The organism is uncultured Polaribacter sp., from assembly GCF_947497125.1.
Classification (GTDB): domain Bacteria; phylum Bacteroidota; class Bacteroidia; order Flavobacteriales; family Flavobacteriaceae; genus Polaribacter.
The window spans coordinates 115062-135468 of sequence record NZ_CANMFI010000003.1; the positions used below are offsets into that span (position 1 = coordinate 115062).

A 20407-nucleotide genomic window follows, 5' to 3' on the forward strand; every position below is an offset into this window, starting at 1 on the left:
TTTTATTCGAAAGAAAAGGTTAAAAACACACCTCGTGTACCCATGTAGTTTATAGGAGCTGTCCATTTACTATTAGGGTCGTTGTCATATTTCACTTCATTATTAATGGCAAAAATACCACGAATGGATGGAGAGAATTTAAAATAATAGAGATAAATATCTATTCCGAAGCCAACTTCATACATAAAATTGCTAGTAGTTGTTCTAAATTGACCTGCAGCATTATCATCTTTATTGTTTTCGTTGCTAGAAAAATTGTAGTTGTAAGAAAAGCCTCCTAAAACATAGGGTCTCACATTTTGATATCTGTCTGTACTAAATTTAAGTAACAAAGGGATTCGTAAAAAGGTAGAGCTTACTTCTCTTAAACTGTCTCTAGGAGTTTCTAGATGATTAAATAAAATGTTTTTTGTGTTGGTCATTAAACCGGGTTCAAAACGTAAATTTATGTTTTTGTGCAAACGTAAATCAGTGATCAAACCTACATTAAAACCAGTAGTTGTAGTTACAGTTATATTTGCAGCGGGTGTTAAGTTGGTGTCGTTTAATGCTATTTTAAAGTCGTTTTGATTAAGGCCTAAGTAAAATCCGTAATGAATTTTTCTTTCATCAAAAGTTGGTAAATATTCAACTCTTTCTCTTTGTCCAAAAAAGGCCATAGACATTAGGCAGAAAAGAGAAAATAAAACAACTTGTTTACGTTTCATTATTTATGTGCAGTATAGATTGTTGCAACTCCAAAAGTTACAGGGTTGTGTTTTGTCTGTTTAAACCCATTTTTTTGTAAAATATTGTTGAAAGCTTCGCCAAAAGGAAAAGAATTTGCAGATTCAGATAAATATGAATAGGCAACTTTGTCTTTAGAAAATAGTTTTCCTATTATTGGTAAGAAGATATTTGTATATAGTTTATACCCTTGTTTAAAAGGAAATTTAGTTGGGTTAGAGGTTTCTAAAATAACCAAAACCCCTGTAGGTTTAAGCACTCTTGCAATTTCTTTAATTCCTTTGTCTAGATTTGCAAAATTTCTTACTCCGAAAGAAACCGTAATGGCGTCAAAAGTTGCGTCTGCAAAAGGCATTTCTTCAGAGTCTCCGACAATCATTTCTATTTTGTCAGATAAGTTTGCTTTGCTGATTTTTTGTTTTCCAACAGAAAGCATTCCTTCAGAAATATCAAGCCCAACAATTTTTTCTGGATTTAAGTCAGACATCATCAGTGCTAAATCGCCAGTTCCGGTAGCAATATCTAATATTTTTTTAGGATTGTTTTTACCAACAATTTTTACTACTTTTTTTCGCCATTTTACATCTATTCCTAAAGAAATTACCCTGTTTAAACCATCGTAATTATTTGATATAGCATCAAACATTTTAGCGACTTGCTCTTTTTTACCGAGTTCAGAATTTTTATAAGGTTTGATAATTTTTGACATTTATTTTAATTTAAAAAGTAAGTAAATTTCCTTTTGATTATCCGTTAATTGCTACTACTTCATTGATTTGATTTGGCAACATTTCTTTCAATAAGTTTTCTATTCCGTTTTTTAAAGTTGCTGTTGATGACGGGCATCCGCTACATGCACCTTGTAAAATAACACTTACTACTTTGTGTTCTGCATCATAAGATCTAAAAGCAATATTACCACCATCACTTGCAACTGCGGGTTTAATATATTCATCTAAAATAGAAACAATTTGACCAGGAATTCCATCTAATTCTACTGTTGGTGTTGCAATCTCGTTGCTAGCTTCTGTTTCTTTTTTTGATGGTAACTCTTTAATAATTGTTTTGCCAGCAACTAAATATTCACGAATAAAAGTTCTAACCTCTGTAAAAACTTCTTTCCATTCTACCATATCGTATTTGGTAACAGAAACGTAATTATCTGAAATAAAAACTTCTTTTACAAACGGAAATGTAAAAATAGCTTGCGCTAAAGGTGATGAGCTGCTAGCTTCATCGATGTTTTTAAACTCTACATCTGTTTGTGTTAAAGATTTGTTAGTGCCAAACTTCATTACAGAAGGGTTTGGTGTTGCTTCTGCATAAACCTCAATAGCCTCTTTTTTAGAGGTAGGTTCTTCGTTTACAACCACAGCATCTGTATTTAAGTAAGCTTCAATTTGCTCTTTAACTTCTTCTTGAACATCAATCCATTCTAAAATATCAAAACGTTGAATTGCTATAAAGTTTGCCGTAATAAAAACTTTCTTTACAAAAGGCAGGTAGAATAATTCTTTTGCTAGAGGCGAGTTTTTTGCTTCGTCTATATTGTTATATTCATAACTACCACCATTGATTAAAATTTTGTTTGAATTAAATTTTATAATGGTGTTGTTTGTTGTTTCTTGAATGGTAATTTTTGTGTCTTTCATCGTCCTAAAAATTAAGTTGCAAAATTAAGGCAAAAAATGCAAATAGAATTGTTTTAGCCCTATAAATAAAAAAGCTACTTAAAGATGATTCTCATCGAATTAAGTAGCTTTTTTTAATTGAAAATTTATGTTTATAAATTAAATGTTATCGAAGATGTTATAACCCTATTGTTGGTTGTTAATTCTGCAGGATTTACGTTAAACCCAGAATAAAAATTATATTGATTGTTGCTATTGTTGTTTTGGTAAGAAAAATCAATTTTAAAATTCCCAAAATTATAACCCGCACCTAAAGAGTGTCCTTTTAAACTATTTTCTGATGTAGAACTGTAAGGGTCTTGTTCTAGTTGATAACCGCCTCGAACGCTAAATCGATCCATTCGCCATTCTGCACCAATGTGAACATTATGTGTGTTTCTTAGTTCGTTTTTAAAGAACTGGTTTTCGGTTATAAAATCATCATTAGATAAGCTAATGTTTTTAAAACGTTTATTGCTATAATCGATGCTTAATAAACCTTGTTTGCCAAATATAAACGCCGCACTTGCTGTTATTTTACTTGGTGTTTTTAAACGATATAATAATTCTTGATTAAGGTAATAACCTCCAGCTGTATTACTGTAGCTTGTATTGTCTGTGTCTACAGAAATAGTGGTGTCACCAAAATAACCGTCATTGTCTGTAATGTTTGTGCTTTCTATAACTTCCCTAAACCAGGTAGGTGTTTGGTATGCAAATCCGAATCTAAAATTAGAATGAGCTTTGTATATAAAACCAGCGTTTGCAGAAAAACCAGAACCAGTTGTAAGGTTTTCTTGATATATTTTAGCATCTAATTCGTTCCCGATACCATCATTATTGTATTCTCTTAACTGAGATTGTTGGCTAAAATTTAAATCGTAAAAATTAAGCGCCATACCTACGTGTAATTTTTGTTGGTGTACCGATGAAAAAGCAACGCTAAATTCTGTGATTTCTCCGTTATAATTGTTAGAAAAACGTTGTTCTTCGGCTACATTATAGTCAATCGGTTGCGTGTTGTTATCTAGAGGAAAATCTCTAAACGTTGCAATTCCACTATTTCCTTTTGCTAAAAAATTATTGCTAAAATCTTTGGTTATTGTGTAGTTAAATCCAATAGCAAACTTACTCCACTCAGTGTTATAGCTTGTATCAAAAACAAGAACTGCACCAGCATGAGAAAGGTTAAAAAATTGTGCCTCTGTATTTATTTCATCACCATAGTAATTGGTGTTTATATCGGTATTTCTAGAGTTAAAAGAACCTGTAAATTCGCTGCTATTAAACACAGAAATACCTGCTGGGTTTATGCTAATACTAGAAATATCGCCTCCTAAAGCACCAAAAGCACCACTCATAGCTGTAAAACGAGCAGAACCATTTCTGTCATTTTGAGAGAATAATACTCCCAAATCTTGATATCCTAATGCTTGGGAAAAGCTGTTTATTGTAACAGTGAATAGAAATGCTGTTATTAAAATATTTTTCATGTTATTGGTTGTTTCAGTTTTATAATTAGTTTCCTCTTCTTCTAGAGCTGCTAGAGCTACTTGAACTTCTGCTGCTTCTATTACTAGATGAGCTTCTAGAAGAAGTGGCTCTAGATGAAGAGTTATTTCTGCTACTAGAGCTGTAGCTTGGTGTAGAGCTACTGTTTCTTGAATTTGTATTGCTTGCTACAGAGTTTCTTGTATTACTTGTTGTTGTTCTATTGCTTCTTGTATTTGTATTGTTTGTGTTTCTATTGTTACGAACAACAACTACACGTCTATTGTTTGATGAGCTTGTATTGTTGTTAACACTTGCATTATTTCTTCTGCTACCAGAACTACTTCTTGTAGAGCTACCTCTAGAACTTCTAGACGGGCTTGTACTTCTTCTTATTGTACTATTGTTAGTTCTTCTTTGTATCGTATTGTTGCTTCTTGCATTTCTGTTGCTACTGTTATTGCTTCTTCTGTAGTTAGAATCTCTTCTAGAATTGTTATTATTTCTAGTAGTAGAATTTCTGTTTACTGTCGAGTTTCTTCTATAAGTTGCGTTGTTTGAAGATCTTCTACCATAGTTTGTGTTTCTATAGTTCCGATTGTTAAAACGATTCCAATTATAGTAGTTTGTATTAAAAAAAGGATTGTAAAAACCATTCCATCCAATGTTATTATGGTATGGATGCCAATACGGATTTACTCCCCAAAAACGATTTCTAAATCTCCAATTATTATTCCATGCAAAACCATTATTCCATCCCCAATTATTAAATCCCCAATTGTTAAAGCCTCCGTTCCAATTATTAAAACCCCATCCAAAATCATTCCATAGCGGTTGGTTGTTCCAATTATCTAGATGAACAACTACAGTGTTGTTGCCATTTGCACCCCAAGGAGCATTTTGATTGTAGTTTAAGTTGCTACTAGTTGGTTGTTCATCAACATAAATAGTGTCTACAGTGTCATAAGTATCAATATCTGTAAAAATATCACCATTGTCAATATCTTCTAAACTGTTTAATTTGTTTAAAAAATAATTATTTTCTTCATTATCAATGTTATCGTCATCAATAACAATTGTATTTCTTTTTTCATTTTGAATTGGTTGATCGCCATAAATACCATCATTATTATAAACACTTTGGTATGTGCCACAAGAAACCAATACAAGATTTGTAATTAGTAAAAATAGTGCTGTTTTTATGTTTTTTAGTTTCATGATGATTCTATTTAAAAGGTTCCGTGTTTTATTCTTTAAATTTTGCTAAAAACTCTCTAAAATATAGTAGTTTTGTATCGTTTTTGTAAACTAGATACTATTTTTAACAAAACTTTCACTTTAAAGGTAACAATATTTGTGCCAAACTTTTAATTATGAGTAAACATTTAACAAAAAGAGCAGACGATTATTCTAAATGGTATAACGAATTAGTAGTAAAAGCCGATTTAGCAGAAAACTCTGCTGTAAGAGGTTGTATGGTTATTAAACCTTACGGATATGCTATTTGGGAAAAAATGCAAGCAGCGTTAGATAAAATGTTTAAAGAAACAGGGCATGAAAATGCATACTTTCCATTATTTGTGCCAAAAAGTCTTTTTGAAGCAGAAGAAAAAAATGCGGAAGGTTTTGCCAAAGAATGTGCTGTTGTTACGCATTATCGTTTGCAAAACGACCCTGATAATCCAGGAAAGTTAAGGGTAGATCCAGAGGCTAAATTAGAAGAAGAATTGGTGGTAAGACCAACGTCTGAAGCTATTATTTGGAATACTTATAAAGGTTGGATTCAGTCTTACAGAGATTTACCTTTATTAATAAATCAATGGGCAAATGTTGTACGATGGGAAATGAGAACTCGTTTGTTTTTAAGAACGGCAGAGTTTTTATGGCAAGAAGGGCATACTGCACATGCTACCAAAGCAGAAGCTGTATCAGAATCTAAACAAATGCAAAATGTATACGCCACTTTTGCAGAAGAGTTTATGGCCATGCCTGTTGTAAAAGGAGTAAAGTCTGATAGCGAACGATTTGCAGGTGCAGAAGATACCTACACAATAGAAGCATTGATGCAAGATGGTAAAGCATTACAAGCCGGAACAAGTCATTTTTTAGGTCAAAATTTTGCCAAAGCTTTCGATGTGAAGTTTACATCAAAAGAAGGAAAACAAGAACATGTTTGGGCAACTTCTTGGGGTGTTTCTACCCGCTTAATAGGTGGTTTAATTATGACACATTCTGATGATTTAGGGTTGGTATTGCCTCCTAAATTAGCACCTATACAAGTGGTTATTGTGCCTATTTATAAAAATGATGATCAGTTGGCTGCCATATCAGAAAAAATGAATCTAATTGTAAAAGATTTAAGAGCAAAAGATATTACTGTAAAGTTTGATACAAGAGATACTTATAGACCCGGTGCAAAGTTTGCCGAATATGAGTTAAAAGGAGTGCCTGTTAGAATTGCAATAGGGAATAGAGATTTAGAAAGTGGTACTTTAGAAGTTGCCAGAAGAGATACTTTAGAAAAGCAAACCATTAATCAAGTGGATGCAGTTTCTTATATAGAGAATCTTTTAGAAGAAATTCAAGAAAATTTATTTGCGAAAGCAATTAATTATAGAAAAGAGCATACCACAGCGGTAACTACCTTTGATGAGTTTAAGGACGCTATAAAAACCAAAGGAGGCTTTGTTTCTGCGCATTGGGATGGTACAGCAGAAACCGAAAACAAAATAAAAGAATTAACAAAGGCTACAATAAGATGTATCCCAAATGATGCTAAAGAAGAGTTAGGTGTCTGTGTTTTAACAGGTAAGCCGTCTCATAAAAGAGTGCTTTTTGCAAAGGCATATTAATTTTAAAAAAAAATGCGATTTTTTTTTAAATTTTCTTGCAGAATTTAAAAAACGTTGTATATTTGCACCCGCAATTAGCACATACTAGTTGTTATGGTCCGTTCGTCTAGGGGTTAGGACGCATGGTTTTCATCCATGTAACACGGGTTCGATTCCCGTACGGACTACAAAGTTTTAATAAAAAAACTAATAAATTAAGAATTATGGCAAATCATAAGTCAGCTTTAAAAAGAATTAGAAGTAACGAAGCTAAAAGGTTACGTAACAAGTATCAGCATAAAACAACTCGTAATGCTGTTAGAGATTTGCGTTCTGCAGAAGATAAAAAAGATGCAGAAGGTAAATTAGGTAAGGTAATCTCTATGTTAGATAAATTAGCTAAGAATAACATTATTCACAAGAATAAAGCTGCAAACTTAAAATCTAAGTTAACAAAGCACGTTGCTGCAATGTAAGATTTTAAAGTCACAAACTTTAAAAGCTCTGAATTATTTCAGAGCTTTTTTTTGTGCTATATTTTAAAAGAATTCTGATTTGTATTCCCAGAATTGAACAACAAAGAATACAAAGTAAATGGCTGCTATTGTAAATTTTATTGTAGCCGAGGTAATGAAGCCTAAAAACGCACCAAATGATGCTTTTAGCGCACGATTTGTGTCTTTACTGTCATAAATTAACTCTCCAATAAAAGCTCCTAAAAAGGCACCAATCAACATGCCAAAGGGTATTGGAGATAGCAATCCAACAACTAAACCAATTGTGGTGCCATAAACACCATACTTTGTGCCACCAAAGCTTTTTGTACCAATAGCAGGTATAAAATAATCTAACACCCAAATAAGGATAGCAACTGCTAATGTAATTCCTAAAAAAGTCCAGTTCATGGGTACAACTTTGGTTGCATGTAATGCAAGTAACCCAAACCAACTAGTTATTGGCCCTGGTAAAACCGGTAAAAAAGCGCCAATAATACCCAAGCAAACCAAAATTAAACCTAATCCTAATAATAATAAATCCATTGTTTTTTTAATAATATGTTTATTGTTATGACGAATATACTAAACCTTTGTTACTTTATTTTTTAACTAAAAAATTAGTTTAAACTAAATATTTAGTTATATTTGTATTATCAAACTAAAAACTTAGTTGTAAAAATGACAAAACAATTAACAAAAGCAGAAGAGCAGATAATGCAGGTTTTATGGGTTTTAAAAGAAGCTTCTGTAAAAGAGGTTATCGATCAATTACCCAAACCAAAACCAGCTTATAATACGGTTTCTACAATTATTAGAATTTTAGAGAACAAAGAGTTTGTTGCGCACAAGCCTTTGGGTAGAGGGTTTCTATATTATCCGTTAATAGATAAAGAAACTTATAGCAACCAAAGTTTACATAAATTAATGAACGGCTATTTCGATGGTTCTTTTAAAAGTATGGTTTCTTTTTTTGTAAAAGAAAACAACATGGATGTTAAAGAATTAGAAGCTATTTTAAAGGAAGTGAATAAGAAAAATTAGTAAGCAGTTTGCAGTTGTAATTTGCGCCAAACCTTGTCATTTTTAATGAAACGAAGTGAAATTGAGAAATTTTCTAAATTGAGATTTCTCTACAAGGTCGAAATGACAAATCTAAAATAAAAATAAAAAGTTATGATTAATTATATTCTACAAATCGTTTTATTTCAAATTTTATTCTTGGCTATCTATGATTTATTTTTAAGCAAAGAAACCTTTTTCTATAAAAATAGATGGTATTTAATGAGTACCTCTGTTTTGTCTTTTTTATTACCAGTTGTTAAAATACCGACTTTTAAAAAAGCGGTACCACAAGAATTTGTTGTTTACTTACCAGAAATATTTTTATCACCACAAAAAGTAATTCAAAAGACAAGTATGTATAAAGTTATGGATGAGGTAAATTATTTACATCTATTATTTATTGTTGGAGTTGTTTTATTTACGTTTTTATTTCTGATAAAACTATTTAAAATTTTTCAATTACTAAAAAAGTATCAACTTATAAAAAATGACAGTTATACATTGGTTTTATTGCCTAATAATGCGAAAGCATTTTCTTTTTTCAATTATATTTTTTTAGGACAAGAAATTTTAGAGTCTCAAAAACAACAAATTATAGCACATGAATTGGTACACAGCCAACAAAAACACTCTTTAGATTTAGTGTTCTTCGAGCTTTTAAAAATTGTTATGTGGTTTAACCCAATGATTTATTTGTATCAGAAAAGAATTACACTAATACACGAATATATTTCTGATGAAGTTGCTATGAAGTCTAGTAGTAAAGACATCTATATAAATAATTTGCTCACCAATTTTTTTCAGGTAGAAAACATTGCTTTTATAAATCAGTTTTACAAACAAAGTTTAATTAAAAAAAGAATTATTATGATGAAGAAAAAACAATCAAAAAAAATGAATCAATTAAAGTATTTATTATTAATCCCTGTGCTATTTGCGATGCTTTTCTATACAGCATGCTCAGACGATGTGTCTAGTGTTGATGTTGTTTCAAAAAAAGAAATTCAAACAATGTTTAGGGTTAAAGACGGTAATCTAGTCGGTAATAAAGGAACAAAGGAAACTTATTTAGATTCTTATATTGGTATTACAACTCCGGTAAATGCAACTGAAATTGAATATAAAGATTTATCTAGTTTAGAAAGAAATGAATTTGAATTATTTGATATTAAACGTAAAGAAATTTTAAATAATTCATCATATACTAACCTTATTAGTTTTAAATTCTATAAAATGCCTAATGGTAGAAATGCGTCTGCTATGGTTTTTGATATTGAAAAAATGAAAAATGTTATTCCTAAAAATGATGATATCATAGAAACAGAAGTAGAAGAAGTTTCTTTTGTAGTAATCGATAAAGCTCCTACTTTTCCTGGCTGTGATTCTGGTGATAAAAAATGTTTCTCTAAAATGGTTCAAAAACATTTTTCTAGAAATTTTGATTCTAATTTACCCAATAAACTAGGGTTAGAATCTGGGAAGAAAAGAATTTTTATACGTTTTAAAATTGATAAAAATGGAAGTGTGGTAGATGTTAAAGCAAGAGCACCCCATATAAAATTAAAAGAAGAAGTACTTAGAGTTATGAATACTTTACCTAAAATGACACCAGGCGAGCACAAAGGAGAAAAGATGATTGTTAAGTATTCGATCCCGTTTACTATTATTATAGAATAAAGATTTGTTATGAAAAAGAAAATTTTAGTGCTATGATTATTTGAAAGGATAAAAGTCGAGATTTGTATTTCGACTTTTATCTTTTAATGTATTAAATGTAAGTGTGTAAAGTCGCTAAAGTTTTGTAATTTCACGTTTTAAATTAAAATATGTATTTACGGATTTACAGCTTTTTACTGCTGATTTTTTTATGCACTTCATGTAATAAATTTTCTTTAAATAAAAGTAAGTTATATAATCAGTCATTAGATACCATAGTGAATTTTACCTCTGTAGATACCTATCCGTCCTTTAAAGAATGCTATTCTATTATAGATAAAACAAACAAAACGGATTGTTTTAGAACTACCATTCATCAAAAAATAGGAGCAGAGTTAAGTCAGTTTTCATTTTTAGTTAAAGACACTATTTCAGAAACAATTACTGTAAATGTAATAATCAATTCTAAAGGAAAAATTATTTTAGACGACATCCAATCCTCAGAAAACATAACAACCACTTTTTCTACATTAGATAGTATTTTAAAAGTTAGTATACAGAACTTGCCAACTATATATCCGGCAATTAAAAGAGGAATTCCAGTAACTACTAAATACAGTTTACCAATAAGAATACAGTTAAAAGAGTAATTTTTTAAGGTATCAAGTTTATTTTACAAGTTTCGCCTTTTAAATAAAGAATCTCATAGAAAATCAAAATACTGATTTTTTATGAGATTTTTAATTTCTTCAAAAAGACACTTTTGTATTTAGTTTAACATTTCCCAAAGTTTGTCTTTCAATTCTTGTAAACCAATTTCTGCAACCGAAGAAATAAAGATTGTTTTAACCTCTTTTGGTAATTCTGCTTTAATTTCTTCCTGAAGTTCAGCGTCTAACATGTCTGTTTTAGAAATGGCCAATAAACGCTCTTTGTCTAACAACTCTGGATTGTGTTTTTTAAGCTCATTTAATAGAATTTCGTATTCTTTATTAATATCATCACTATCAGCAGGAATTAAGAATAATAGGGCAGAGTTACGCTCTATATGACGTAAAAAACGATGTCCTAAACCTTTACCTTCGGCAGCGCCTTCTATAATACCGGGTATGTCTGCAATTACAAATGTTTGATGATTTCTATGTTCAACAATACCTAAATTTGGTTTAAGTGTAGTAAAAGCATAGTCTGCAATTTTGGGTTTTGCAGCGGTTAAAACAGATAATAAGGTAGATTTACCGGCGTTTGGAAAACCAACCAAACCTACGTCTGCTAATAGTTTTAATTCCATTCTAAACCAACCATCAAAGCCATCCATACCTGGTTGTGCATATCTTGGTGTTTGGTTAGTAGATGATTTAAAATTCCAGTTACCCAAACCGCCTTTACCACCACGTAGTAAAACTACTTCTTTTTGGTGTTCTGTAATTTCTACAATTACTTCGTCTGTATCTGCGTCTTTAATAATAGTCCCCAAGGGTACATCAATAAAAATATCTTTAGCATCTGCACCAGAACTTCTACTTGCGCTTCCAGAACCACCACTTTCTGCTCTAAAATGACGTTTAAATTTAAGGTGAAACAGGGTCCACATATTTTTATCGCCACGTAAAATTATATGACCGCCTCTACCGCCATCACCACCATCAGGACCTCCTTTGGTAATAAATTTTTCTCTATGTAAATGCATAGATCCTTGTCCTCCTTTACCAGAAGAAGCGTATATTTTTATATAGTCTACAAAGTTTCCTTCAGTCATTTTTATTGTGTAATTGTGTAATTCTTATTTGTGTGTAATTGTTTGTTTTTAGCTTAAACAATTAAACGCTTAAATAGTTACACTTTTTTATAATTTATCAAATACTGTTGCAAGACGTTGTGTAATATCTTCTATAGATCCTACACCATTTACCCCATAGTATTTTTCTTGTGCGTTAAAATAGTCTTTTAAAACAGCTGTTTTTGTATTATATTCGTTAAAACGATTTCTAATTTTAGCTTCATCAGTATCGTCTGCTCTTCCGCTTGTTTTGCCTCTTTCTAGTAACCTTTCTACCAATAAATCTTCAGGTACTTCTAAAGCAATCATTGCATTTATTTGTTCGCCTTTTTCCGCTAAAAATGTATCTAAAGCTTCTGCTTGAGATTCTGTTCTTGGAAAACCATCAAAAATAAATCCATTCGCATCTGTATTTTTTTCTACTTCTGCTTTTAACATATTAATAGTTACTTGGTCTGGTACAAGATTTCCTTCATCCATATATTTTTTTGCCAATAACCCTAATTCTGTTTTATTTTTGATATTAAAACGGAAAACATCACCTGTAGAAATGTGAACTAATTGATACATTTCTTTTAAAAATTCTGCTTGTGTTCCTTTCCCCGCTCCTGGAGGGCCAAATAATACGATGTTTTTCATTTTAGGTTGTGTTGTTAGTTGATATATCTCTGAGTAATTTCTACCCAAGCCATTGTAATCTAATCCGTAGCCAACAATAAATTTATCTTCAATACTTTTTCCGATATAGTTGATTGGTAATTCTTTTTTAAAGACCGTTGGTTTAAAAAATAAGGTTACAACTTTTAATTCTTTTACGTTTTTGTTTCTAAAGATATTGTAAATTTCTTGAAGTGTGTTTCCGGTGTCTATAATATCTTCTAAAATAACAACCGTTCTGCCGGTTAAATCTTCATTTATACCAACTAATTCTTTTACATTTTCTGTAGATGATGTGCCGCTGTACGAAGCTAATTTTACAAAAGAAACTTCACAATCTCCATTAAACTCTCTTATAAAATCTGCTGCAAATAAAAAGCAACCATTTAATATACCTACAAAAATAGGAACTTCATTTTTGGGTAAATCTGCTTTTACTTGTGTTGCTAAATGTTTTACCGCTTTAGCAATTTCTGCTTGGTTTACGTAAGGTTTAAAGTGTAAATCTTGAAGTTTAATAATGCTCATTATTTATAACCGATTCTTTTGGGTTCTTTTTTCTGTTTTTGGGTCTAACAAATAACGCATTACTGTAAACACCTTTGCAATTTTTCGATTTCATTTTCATTCAATTGAAATATGAAATCTTCTGGAAAACTATCTATCTTTCTATTTCTCTGTATAATTTTAAATTCCATAGTAAGAATTTTTACAAATATACTAGGTATTTATGAAATGAAAAACCCGTTTTCTTGTGCGTTACCGAAGTAGCTTCGGCACAAGAAAACGGACTTTTATAATTGATAGAAAAATTTATTTTTTCTTTTCTTCTTTTTTAGAAGTATCAAACATAATTGGTGTTGCCACAAATAATGAAGAGTACGTACCAACTGCAACTCCTACTATAAGAGCAAACATAAACCCTTTAATAGAATCTCCACCAAATAAGAAGATTACAATCATTACTAATAATGTAGTTAAAGATGTATTTATGGTTCTTCCTAAAGTAGAGCTTAATGCTTTGTCTACTACTTCGCTATATTTCCAGTTAGAATGGCTACTTGCAAATTCTCTAATTCTATCAAAAATTACCACAGTATCATTTAATGAGTAACCAACTACGGTTAGAATTGCTGCTATAAATGATTGTCCTATTTCCATATCAAAAGGCATAAAACTATACGTTATAGAGAATACACCTAATACAATTAAAACATCATGAAAAACTGCAACTACAGCTCCGATAGAGAAAGATACTTTTCTAAAACGTAATAAGATGTATAAGAAAACCACTAATAAAGATCCTAAAACGGCATACAATGCAGATGTTTTAATATCATCGGCAATGGTAGGTTCTACTTTCATATAGCTCATTACACCAGCTCCTTGTTTTTCGAAACCTGGCTTAAAGTTTTCATAAGACGTAGTTCCTAAATACGATTTTAATCCAGTAAATAATGCAGTTTGTACTGTTTCATCTACTTCTTGTCCTTCTTCTTCAATTTTATATACAGTAGTAATTTTTAGTTGTCTGTCAGAACCATAAGTTTTAACCTCTGGTGCAGTACCAAATACTTCTTTTAAAGAACCTGCAACTTCTGTAGCACTCATTGTTTGGTCGAAACGAACTACATAAGAACGCCCTCCTTTAAAGTCTACTCCTTGCTTTAATCCGATAGAAAAAATAGATACAAGTCCTGCAACTATAATCGCACCAGAAATTACGTAAGCAATTTTACGTTTCTTTAAAAATGATACATTAATATTCTGAAACCATCCTTTAGATACTGAAGTATTAAATGTTAAGTTACCACCTTTATTAACTGCTTTGTCAATTAAAATACGCGTAATAAATACTGCTGTAAATAATGAAGTAGCAATACCGATCATTAATGTTAATGCAAAACCTTTAATTGGTCCTGTACCAAAAACATATAATATTATACCTGTTAAAAGAGTTGTAATGTTTGCATCTATAATTGCAGATAATGCTCCTTTTATAGAGAAACCTTCTTCTACAGATTGTTTTAATCCTTTTTTAAGACCTAAACCTTCTTTAATTCTTTCGAAGATAATAACGTTAGCATCTACAGACATACCAATTGTTAAGATAATACCTGCAATACCAGGTAGTGTTAACACAGCGTTGAATGAAGCTAAAATTCCGAAGATAAATAAGATGTTTACTACTAAGGCAACATCTGCATAAATACCCGCTTTACCATAGTATAAAACCATCCAAAGTAAAACTAGTAAAATTGCTAATCCGAAAGAAAGGAAACTTGCGTCTATTGCTTCTTGACCTAATGATGGCCCAACAACTTCTGCTTGAATAATTCTTGCTGCAGCTGGTAATTTACCAGCCTTTAATACTGTAGAAATATCTTCTGCTTCTGCAATAGTCATGCTTCCACCAGAAATAGAGGTTCTACCACCTGTAATAGGTGTGTTTACCGAAGGAGCAGTGTATACATAGTTGTCTAAAACAACGGCAACAAACTTCCCTTGATTGTCGGTAGTCATTTTAGCCCATTGCTTCGTACCAGAACTATTCATAGTCATGCTAACTTCTGGCTTGTTTAACTGGTCAAATACTTGAGCAGCATCTAAAATTACATCACCTTCAATAGTTGCTTTACCAGATCTATTTCCTTTGATAGCATATAAGCCAATTAATTCTGATCCGTCTGCACCTTTATTCGATTTATAATCCCATAAAAACTGAACGTATTTTAATTCGTTAGGCAATAATGCTCTAACTTCTTTTTTGTTCAATAGGTCGTTTACAGTAGCAGTATCTAAAACTCTTGCTTGCCCTACCAAAGAACTCATTTGTTGTTGAGATTGTGCTACGTTAGGAAAAAAGTACGTAAATAAGTTTTTCTGAGCAACATTAGTCGAATCTGCAGATTCACCTAATAAATCGTCAATATCATCTTTTTTAATAGTGTCAATTGCTTTTTCTAAAACAGTATCATCTTTTAATATTTCAGCAATTTTACCGTTTGCTTCAAAAAAGAAATTTTGTACTTCAGCATTTGTATATACTTCCCAGAATTGTAATTCTGCTTTACTAGTAATTAACTTTGTAACACGCTCGATATCTTTAGCACCAGGTAGTTCTATTTGAATTCTACCAGAGTTACCAATTCTTTGAATGTTAGGTTGTGTAACACCAAATTTGTCTATTCTACTTCTTAAAACTTCAAAGGCAGTACCTATAGAGCTGTTAATTTCTTCTTGTAAAGTTACTTTAACAGTGGCGTTTTCTTCGTTAAAAGAAATTTTTTCACTTAATGCTTTTGTTCCAAATATAGAAGGATCACTTAATTTTGTGTCTCCAGCAATTTTTTCGAATTCTTCAAAAAATAAGTCTAAATAATTAGCATTATCATTTTTTTGAGCTTCATCTGCTGCTTCTAAAGCTTGATTAAAAGCGATGTTTTTAGAGTCGTTAGCTAAGCTTTTTAAAACTTCTTTTACAGAAACTTGTAAAATAGCGTTAATACCACCTTTAAGATCAAGACCAAGATTCATTTCTTTGTCTTTTACATCATTATAGCTGTATTTTGTAATACCTAAATCTATAATTTCTTTATTGGCAAGACTATCTAAGTACTTTCTTTCTAAAGTAGCTCTTTGTCTTGCGTTTTTATCAGCACCTTTACTATTAGCATATTCTACAGCATTGTCTTCAACTTTGTTAGCTAAAAATGTAAATGATAATTGATACAAACTCACTAATCCAAAAAGGATTGCGAATAATTTAATAAGTCCTTTGTTTTGCATGTTATTTCTTAATTTATTGACGACTTCTTTTTTTTAAAACGTGCAAATATAGTATTTCAAAGTAGGCCAAGCAATTATTTTATAATATTTGTGTAACTGTTTTGTAATGTGTTGTTTATTTTGATGCTCTTTAAAAATAGCTCCTTTTTAGTGCTTTTTTTCAAGTTTGCATTGCAATTGTATCTCAGAATAAAAAAAACCAGCTATAAAGCTGGTTTTTCTATCTTATATTAAAAGAAATGTTTTACAATTCTAATAAGCCATTTGTTTTAGAAACGCCTTCTGCAGATTCTTTTAAGTGATTCTTTTCAGCGTCACTTAAGTTAATTTCTACAATACTTTCAATTCCGTTTTTACCTAAAACAACAGGTACACCAATACATAAGTCGTTTAGACCAAATTCACCTTCTAACAACGTAGAACATGGGAATATTTTTTTAGTATCACATGCAATTGCTTGTACCATACCAGAAACAGCAGCCCCAGGAGCATACCAAGCAGAAGTACCTAACAAGCCTGTAAGTGTTGCTCCACCAACTTTGGTGTCTTGTAACACTTGTTCTAATCTTTCTTCAGAAATAAATTCTGAAACTGGCACTGAATTACGAGTAGCTAAACGAGTTAAAGGTACCATTCCTTTGTCTGAATGACCGCCAATTACCATACCATCAACATCAGAAATAGGCGCACCTAATGCCTCTGCTAATCTGTATTTAAAACGTGCAGAATCTAAAGCACCACCCATACCAATAATTCTGTTTTTAGGTAAACCTGTAGTTTTGTGTACCAAGTAAGTCATGGTATCCATTGGGTTAGAAACTACAATAATAATGGTGTTTGGAGAATGTTCTATTAAACTAGCCGAAACCATTTTTACAATTCCAGCATTAATACCAATTAACTCTTCACGAGTCATACCTGGTTTTCTAGGAATACCAGAGGTAATTACACATACATCTGAGTTTGCCGTTTTAGAATAATCGTTTGTGCTTCCTGTAATTTTAGTGTCAAAACTATTTAAAGAGGCTGTTTGCATTAAATCCATTGCTTTACCTTCAGCAAAACCTTCTTTAATATCTAAAATAACTACTTCAGAAGCAAAATCTTTAATTGCAATATACTCTGCACAACTTGCGCCTACTGCACCTGCACCAACTACTGTAACTTTCATATTTTTTATTTTTTGATTGTTCTTAATTTTCAGCTAAAATACAAATTATACCAGGTACTTTAGTTAAAAGGATGTGAAAATAATAGGCTTAATAATATATTTTTCTTAAAAATAGGTCTCATTTTTAACGAATGTTAAATGTTACTTTTTTATGAATAATAACTTTTTGTAACAAAAAAAGACCTTACCATATGTTTTGGTAAGGTCTTTGTATTTTTAGATGCTTTTTTAAGCGTCTATATTTGCATATTTTGCATTTCGCTCAATAAAGTCTCTTCTTGGTGGTACTTCATCTCCCATCAGCATAGAGAAAACTCTGTCTGCTTCTGCTGGGCTATCGATAACTACTTTTCTAAGTGTTCTAAATTCAGGATTCATTGTAGTGTCCCACAATTGTTCTGCATTCATCTCTCCAAGACCTTTATATCTTTGTATGGTTGCAGAGCCACCCATTTGTTGTACAATTAGGTCTCGCTGATTGTCATCCCAAGCATATTCTCTTTTTTGTCCTTTTTTAACAAGGTATAAAGGCGGTGTTGCAATGTAAATGTAACCTTGCTCTACCATTTCTTTCATATATCTAAAGAAAAAAGTTAATATTAAAGTAGCAATATGCGATCCATCTACATCGGCATCACACATAATAACTACTTTGTGATAACGAATTTTAGATAGGTTTAAAGCTCTTGGATCTTCTTCTGTACCAATTGAAACACCTAAAGCAGTAAACATATTTTTTATTTCTTCGTTTTCGAAGACTTTATGTTGCATTGCTTTTTCTACATTCAATATCTTTCCACGGAGTGGTAAAATTGCTTGAAAGTTTCTGTCTCTACCTTGCTTTGCTGTACCACCTGCAGAATCTCCCTCAACTAAGAAAATTTCACATTGTGCTGGGTCTGTTTCAGAACAGTCAGATAATTTACCAGGCAAACCACCAATAGACATTACTGTTTTACGTTGTACCATTTCTCTGGCTTTACGAGCTGCATGTCTTGCGGTTGCTGCTAAAATTACTTTTTGTACAATTGTTTTAGCATCGTTAGGGTTTTCTTCTAGGTAATCTGTTAGCATTTCTGAAACTGCCTGAGAAACTGCAGAAGTTACCTCTCTGTTACCTAATTTTGTTTTCGTTTGTCCTTCAAATTGAGGTTCTGCAACTTTTACAGAAACAATTGCGGTAAGACCTTCTCTAAAATCGTCTCCGGCAATATCAAACTTTACGTTTTTAAGCAATCCAGATTCGTCTGCATACTTTTTTAAGGTACCAGTTAAACCACGTCTAAAACCAGAAAGGTGTGTACCACCTTCATGTGTGTTAATATTGTTTACGTAAGAATGTAGGTTTTCTGCATAAGAAGTGTTGTAAACCATAGCAACTTCCACCGGAATGCCGTTTTTTTCGCCTTCCATAGAAATTACATTTGCAGTAAGCTGCTCTCTTGTAGAATCTAAATATTTAATAAATTCTGGCAAACCTTCATCAGAATGAAAAACTTCTGAAATAAAGTTGCCTTCATCGTCTGTATTTCTTTTGTCTGTAAGTGTAATTGTAATTCCTTTGTTTAAGAAAGACAATTCGCGCATACGTGTTGCCAGCGTTTCGTAGTTGTATTCTGTAGACTGCTTAAAGATAGACTTGTCTGGTAAAAACGTAACAATTGTACCTGTAAAATCGGTTTCTCCAATTGTTTTTACTGGGTACAACGCTTTCCCTTTTTCGTATTCTTGCTGCCAAACTTTACCTTCTTTATGAACGGTAGCTGTTAAGTGGTCAGATAATGCGTTAACACAACTTACCCCAACACCGTGCAAACCACCAGATACTTTATAAGAATCTTTGTCAAATTTACCACCGGCACCAATTTTTGTCATTACTACTTGTAATGCAGAAACACCTTCTTTTTGGTGAATACCTACCGGAATACCACGACCGTTGTCTTTAGTGGTTATAGAATTGTCTTCGTTAATAGTAACTTCAATGGTGTCACAGTAACCGCCCATTGCTTCGTCAATCGAGTTGTCAACAACTTCGTAAACTAAATGATGTAAACCTCTAACGCCAACATCTCCAATGTACATCGAAGGTCGCATTCTAACATGCTCCATTCCTTCTAATGCCTGAATACTGGAGGCGTCATATTCTTTTTTTATTTCTTCGCTCATTATAAAAGTGAATTATTTATTTTTAGGTTGATGAATTTCGTTCTAAAACAAAAATCCAAACCCAAAATTACACTTTTAATCATGTTTTTAAAAGCTTTTTAACGTTTTTGGTTAATAATTATCAACATTTGTTGATTTCTTAAAAGTGTCTTAAATCGCTTAAAAAGCACTTTAAATTTAATTATTATGCATTTTTTTAAGATTGTAAAAATCGTTTTACATAAAGTAGCTTAAATCTTTTTATTTGGTTCTTTTGTTTTTTTGAACAGGAGTTAAAAAAGGCAGTTTATCACTTTTACATTTTTATTTTGATAAAACTACAATGCATTCTTTACAGTTGGTTTTGATGTGATTTTTTGATTTCTGATAGAAAACTTATCAAAATGATAATATAAAACCGTTATTTTACCAAATATGTAAACTGAATATAAAAAGATAGAAAAGAGACATTTGTACCATTAATTCTATATATATTTGCTTTAATAGAATACTATTTATGACACAAAATAACAACAATCGTAATTTCAATAATCCTAATATATAGGACTGAAGGTTGTTGTTTAATAATAGATAAAGCCTTCCGAATTCGGAAGGCTTTTTTAATTTAAAATTAAAAGAAATGAGTAAAATGATGACAGTCGACGTTTTGTCGAGTATTAAAGGAGCACAGCATTCAGAGGCTGTTAGCAAATTGTTTGAGGTAATTAAAAATGCCAACACAACAAATAGTTCGTCTTTTAATAATCAGAAACAAGCTGTTTCATTAAACGATTTAAGAGAAGATGTTGTGGTTGCTAGTTCTGCATTAGAAAAGCAGATTATCATCGAAAATTTTCCAAAAGAAAAAAACGGGTTTTTAGTGGTTGCTAAAGTGATAGAAGAATAAAATAGTGATTAGTTTTTTAGTTGTT

At 31.5% G+C, this 20407-nt stretch carries 17 protein-coding genes and 1 tRNA gene; 7 read left to right on the forward strand and 11 right to left on the reverse strand.

The features are described 5' to 3' along the window. Positions 1-2: 2 nt before the first annotated feature. The 5 genes from Q0678_RS05840 to Q0678_RS05860 form a co-directional block, all read right to left on the reverse strand. Positions 3-707 (reverse strand): porin family protein, encoded by a 705-nt coding sequence (locus tag Q0678_RS05840; protein ID WP_299055243.1) that lies wholly within the window; start codon positions 705-707, stop codon positions 3-5. After that, a complete protein-coding gene (ubiE, locus tag Q0678_RS05845) occupies positions 707-1435 on the reverse strand; it encodes a bifunctional demethylmenaquinone methyltransferase/2-methoxy-6-polyprenyl-1,4-benzoquinol methylase UbiE (protein WP_299055245.1) in 729 nt (242 codons plus the stop codon). The genes Q0678_RS05840 and ubiE overlap by 1 nt, the downstream gene beginning before the upstream one ends. A gap of 37 nt (positions 1436-1472) precedes the next feature. Continuing rightward, entirely contained in the window at positions 1473-2378 is a 906-nt protein-coding gene (locus Q0678_RS05850; RefSeq protein ID WP_299055246.1) for a NifU family protein, read from the reverse strand. A 131-nt stretch (positions 2379-2509) separates the two neighbouring features. Then, a complete protein-coding gene (locus tag Q0678_RS05855) occupies positions 2510-3889 on the reverse strand; it encodes a hemin receptor (protein ID WP_299055249.1) in 1380 nt (459 codons plus the stop codon). A 25-nt stretch (positions 3890-3914) separates the two neighbouring features. Beyond that, positions 3915-5105, reverse strand: coding sequence for a hypothetical protein (locus Q0678_RS05860; RefSeq protein ID WP_299055252.1), 1191 nt, complete (start codon positions 5103-5105; stop codon positions 3915-3917). Positions 5106-5260: 155 nt separating this feature from the next. On the opposite strand from Q0678_RS05860, the gene proS reads away from it, so the two are divergent. The 3 genes from proS to rpsT all read left to right on the forward strand — a co-directional run bounded on the left by proS (position 5261) and on the right by rpsT (position 7194). Then, complete coding sequence (proS, locus tag Q0678_RS05865) at positions 5261-6739, forward strand: proline--tRNA ligase (RefSeq protein ID WP_299055253.1); 1479 nt, start codon at positions 5261-5263, stop codon at positions 6737-6739. 95 nt (positions 6740-6834) lie between these two features. Beyond that, positions 6835-6906 (forward strand) — tRNA-Glu (locus Q0678_RS05870). 36 nt (positions 6907-6942) lie between these two features. Continuing rightward, positions 6943-7194, forward strand: a complete 252-nt coding sequence (gene rpsT / locus Q0678_RS05875; RefSeq protein ID WP_036826727.1) for a 30S ribosomal protein S20 — start codon at positions 6943-6945, stop codon at positions 7192-7194. A 63-nt stretch (positions 7195-7257) separates the two neighbouring features. Here rpsT and Q0678_RS05880 read toward each other — a convergent pair whose 3' ends face one another. Further along, complete coding sequence (locus Q0678_RS05880) at positions 7258-7758, reverse strand: DUF456 domain-containing protein (protein ID WP_299055261.1); 501 nt, start codon at positions 7756-7758, stop codon at positions 7258-7260. A gap of 135 nt (positions 7759-7893) precedes the next feature. On the opposite strand from Q0678_RS05880, the gene Q0678_RS05885 reads away from it, so the two are divergent. The 3 genes from Q0678_RS05885 (at position 7894) to Q0678_RS05895 (ending at position 10583) form a co-directional block, all read left to right on the forward strand. After that, on the forward strand, positions 7894-8256 hold the full coding sequence (locus Q0678_RS05885) for a BlaI/MecI/CopY family transcriptional regulator (protein WP_299055264.1): 363 nt from the start codon (positions 7894-7896) through the stop codon (positions 8254-8256). A gap of 132 nt (positions 8257-8388) precedes the next feature. Further along, positions 8389-9954 carry a M56 family metallopeptidase gene (locus Q0678_RS05890; protein ID WP_299055267.1) on the forward strand — a complete coding sequence of 522 codons (1566 nt, stop codon included), beginning with the start codon at positions 8389-8391 and terminating at the stop codon, positions 9952-9954. 257 nt (positions 9955-10211) lie between these two features. Then, positions 10212-10583 carry a hypothetical protein gene (locus tag Q0678_RS05895; protein ID WP_299055268.1) on the forward strand — a complete coding sequence of 124 codons (372 nt, stop codon included), beginning with the start codon at positions 10212-10214 and terminating at the stop codon, positions 10581-10583. A 119-nt stretch (positions 10584-10702) separates the two neighbouring features. Here Q0678_RS05895 and obgE read toward each other — a convergent pair whose 3' ends face one another. From obgE to gyrB, 5 genes are all read right to left on the reverse strand, one after another. Beyond that, positions 10703-11692 carry a GTPase ObgE gene (gene obgE / locus Q0678_RS05900; protein WP_299055271.1) on the reverse strand — a complete coding sequence of 330 codons (990 nt, stop codon included), beginning with the start codon at positions 11690-11692 and terminating at the stop codon, positions 10703-10705. Between the two features lie 87 nt (positions 11693-11779). Then, positions 11780-12898, reverse strand: a complete 1119-nt coding sequence (locus Q0678_RS05905; RefSeq protein WP_299055274.1) for an adenylate kinase — start codon at positions 12896-12898, stop codon at positions 11780-11782. Positions 12899-13183: 285 nt separating this feature from the next. Continuing rightward, a complete protein-coding gene (secDF, locus tag Q0678_RS05910; protein ID WP_299055277.1) occupies positions 13184-16159 on the reverse strand; it encodes a protein translocase subunit SecDF in 2976 nt (991 codons plus the stop codon). A gap of 244 nt (positions 16160-16403) precedes the next feature. Continuing rightward, positions 16404-17330, reverse strand: coding sequence for a malate dehydrogenase (mdh, locus tag Q0678_RS05915; protein ID WP_299055280.1), 927 nt, complete (start codon positions 17328-17330; stop codon positions 16404-16406). 228 nt (positions 17331-17558) lie between these two features. Continuing rightward, positions 17559-19496, reverse strand: a complete 1938-nt coding sequence (gyrB, locus tag Q0678_RS05920; RefSeq protein ID WP_299055282.1) for a DNA topoisomerase (ATP-hydrolyzing) subunit B — start codon at positions 19494-19496, stop codon at positions 17559-17561. A 619-nt stretch (positions 19497-20115) separates the two neighbouring features. Here gyrB and Q0678_RS05925 point away from each other — a divergent pair. Beyond that, a complete protein-coding gene (locus tag Q0678_RS05925; RefSeq protein ID WP_299055285.1) occupies positions 20116-20382 on the forward strand; it encodes a hypothetical protein in 267 nt (88 codons plus the stop codon). Positions 20383-20407 lie beyond the last annotated feature (25 nt).

What these genes read in the sequence shown, in the direction of transcription:
- Q0678_RS05880 (WP_299055261.1), bottom strand. Translation starts at nt 7,758, where the DNA reads ATGGATTTATTATTATTAGGATTAGGTTTAATTTTGGTTTGCTTGGGT.
- Q0678_RS05850 (WP_299055246.1), bottom strand. Translation starts at nt 2,378, where the DNA reads ATGAAAGACACAAAAATTACCATTCAAGAAACAACAAACAACACCATT.
- Q0678_RS05885 (WP_299055264.1), top strand. Translation starts at nt 7,894, where the DNA reads ATGACAAAACAATTAACAAAAGCAGAAGAGCAGATAATGCAGGTTTTA.
- gyrB (WP_299055282.1), bottom strand. Translation starts at nt 19,496, where the DNA reads ATGAGCGAAGAAATAAAAAAAGAATATGACGCCTCCAGTATTCAGGCA.
- Q0678_RS05925 (WP_299055285.1), top strand. Translation starts at nt 20,116, where the DNA reads ATGAGTAAAATGATGACAGTCGACGTTTTGTCGAGTATTAAAGGAGCA.
- secDF (WP_299055277.1), bottom strand. Translation starts at nt 16,159, where the DNA reads ATGCAAAACAAAGGACTTATTAAATTATTCGCAATCCTTTTTGGATTA.
- Q0678_RS05905 (WP_299055274.1), bottom strand. Translation starts at nt 12,898, where the DNA reads ATGAGCATTATTAAACTTCAAGATTTACACTTTAAACCTTACGTAAAC.
- Q0678_RS05860 (WP_299055252.1), bottom strand. Translation starts at nt 5,105, where the DNA reads ATGAAACTAAAAAACATAAAAACAGCACTATTTTTACTAATTACAAAT.
- rpsT (WP_036826727.1), top strand. Translation starts at nt 6,943, where the DNA reads ATGGCAAATCATAAGTCAGCTTTAAAAAGAATTAGAAGTAACGAAGCT.
- Q0678_RS05890 (WP_299055267.1), top strand. Translation starts at nt 8,389, where the DNA reads ATGATTAATTATATTCTACAAATCGTTTTATTTCAAATTTTATTCTTG.
- ubiE (WP_299055245.1), bottom strand. Translation starts at nt 1,435, where the DNA reads ATGTCAAAAATTATCAAACCTTATAAAAATTCTGAACTCGGTAAAAAA.
- proS (WP_299055253.1), top strand. Translation starts at nt 5,261, where the DNA reads ATGAGTAAACATTTAACAAAAAGAGCAGACGATTATTCTAAATGGTAT.
- obgE (WP_299055271.1), bottom strand. Translation starts at nt 11,692, where the DNA reads ATGACTGAAGGAAACTTTGTAGACTATATAAAAATATACGCTTCTTCT.
- Q0678_RS05855 (WP_299055249.1), bottom strand. Translation starts at nt 3,889, where the DNA reads ATGAAAAATATTTTAATAACAGCATTTCTATTCACTGTTACAATAAAC.
- mdh (WP_299055280.1), bottom strand. Translation starts at nt 17,330, where the DNA reads ATGAAAGTTACAGTAGTTGGTGCAGGTGCAGTAGGCGCAAGTTGTGCA.
- Q0678_RS05840 (WP_299055243.1), bottom strand. Translation starts at nt 707, where the DNA reads ATGAAACGTAAACAAGTTGTTTTATTTTCTCTTTTCTGCCTAATGTCT.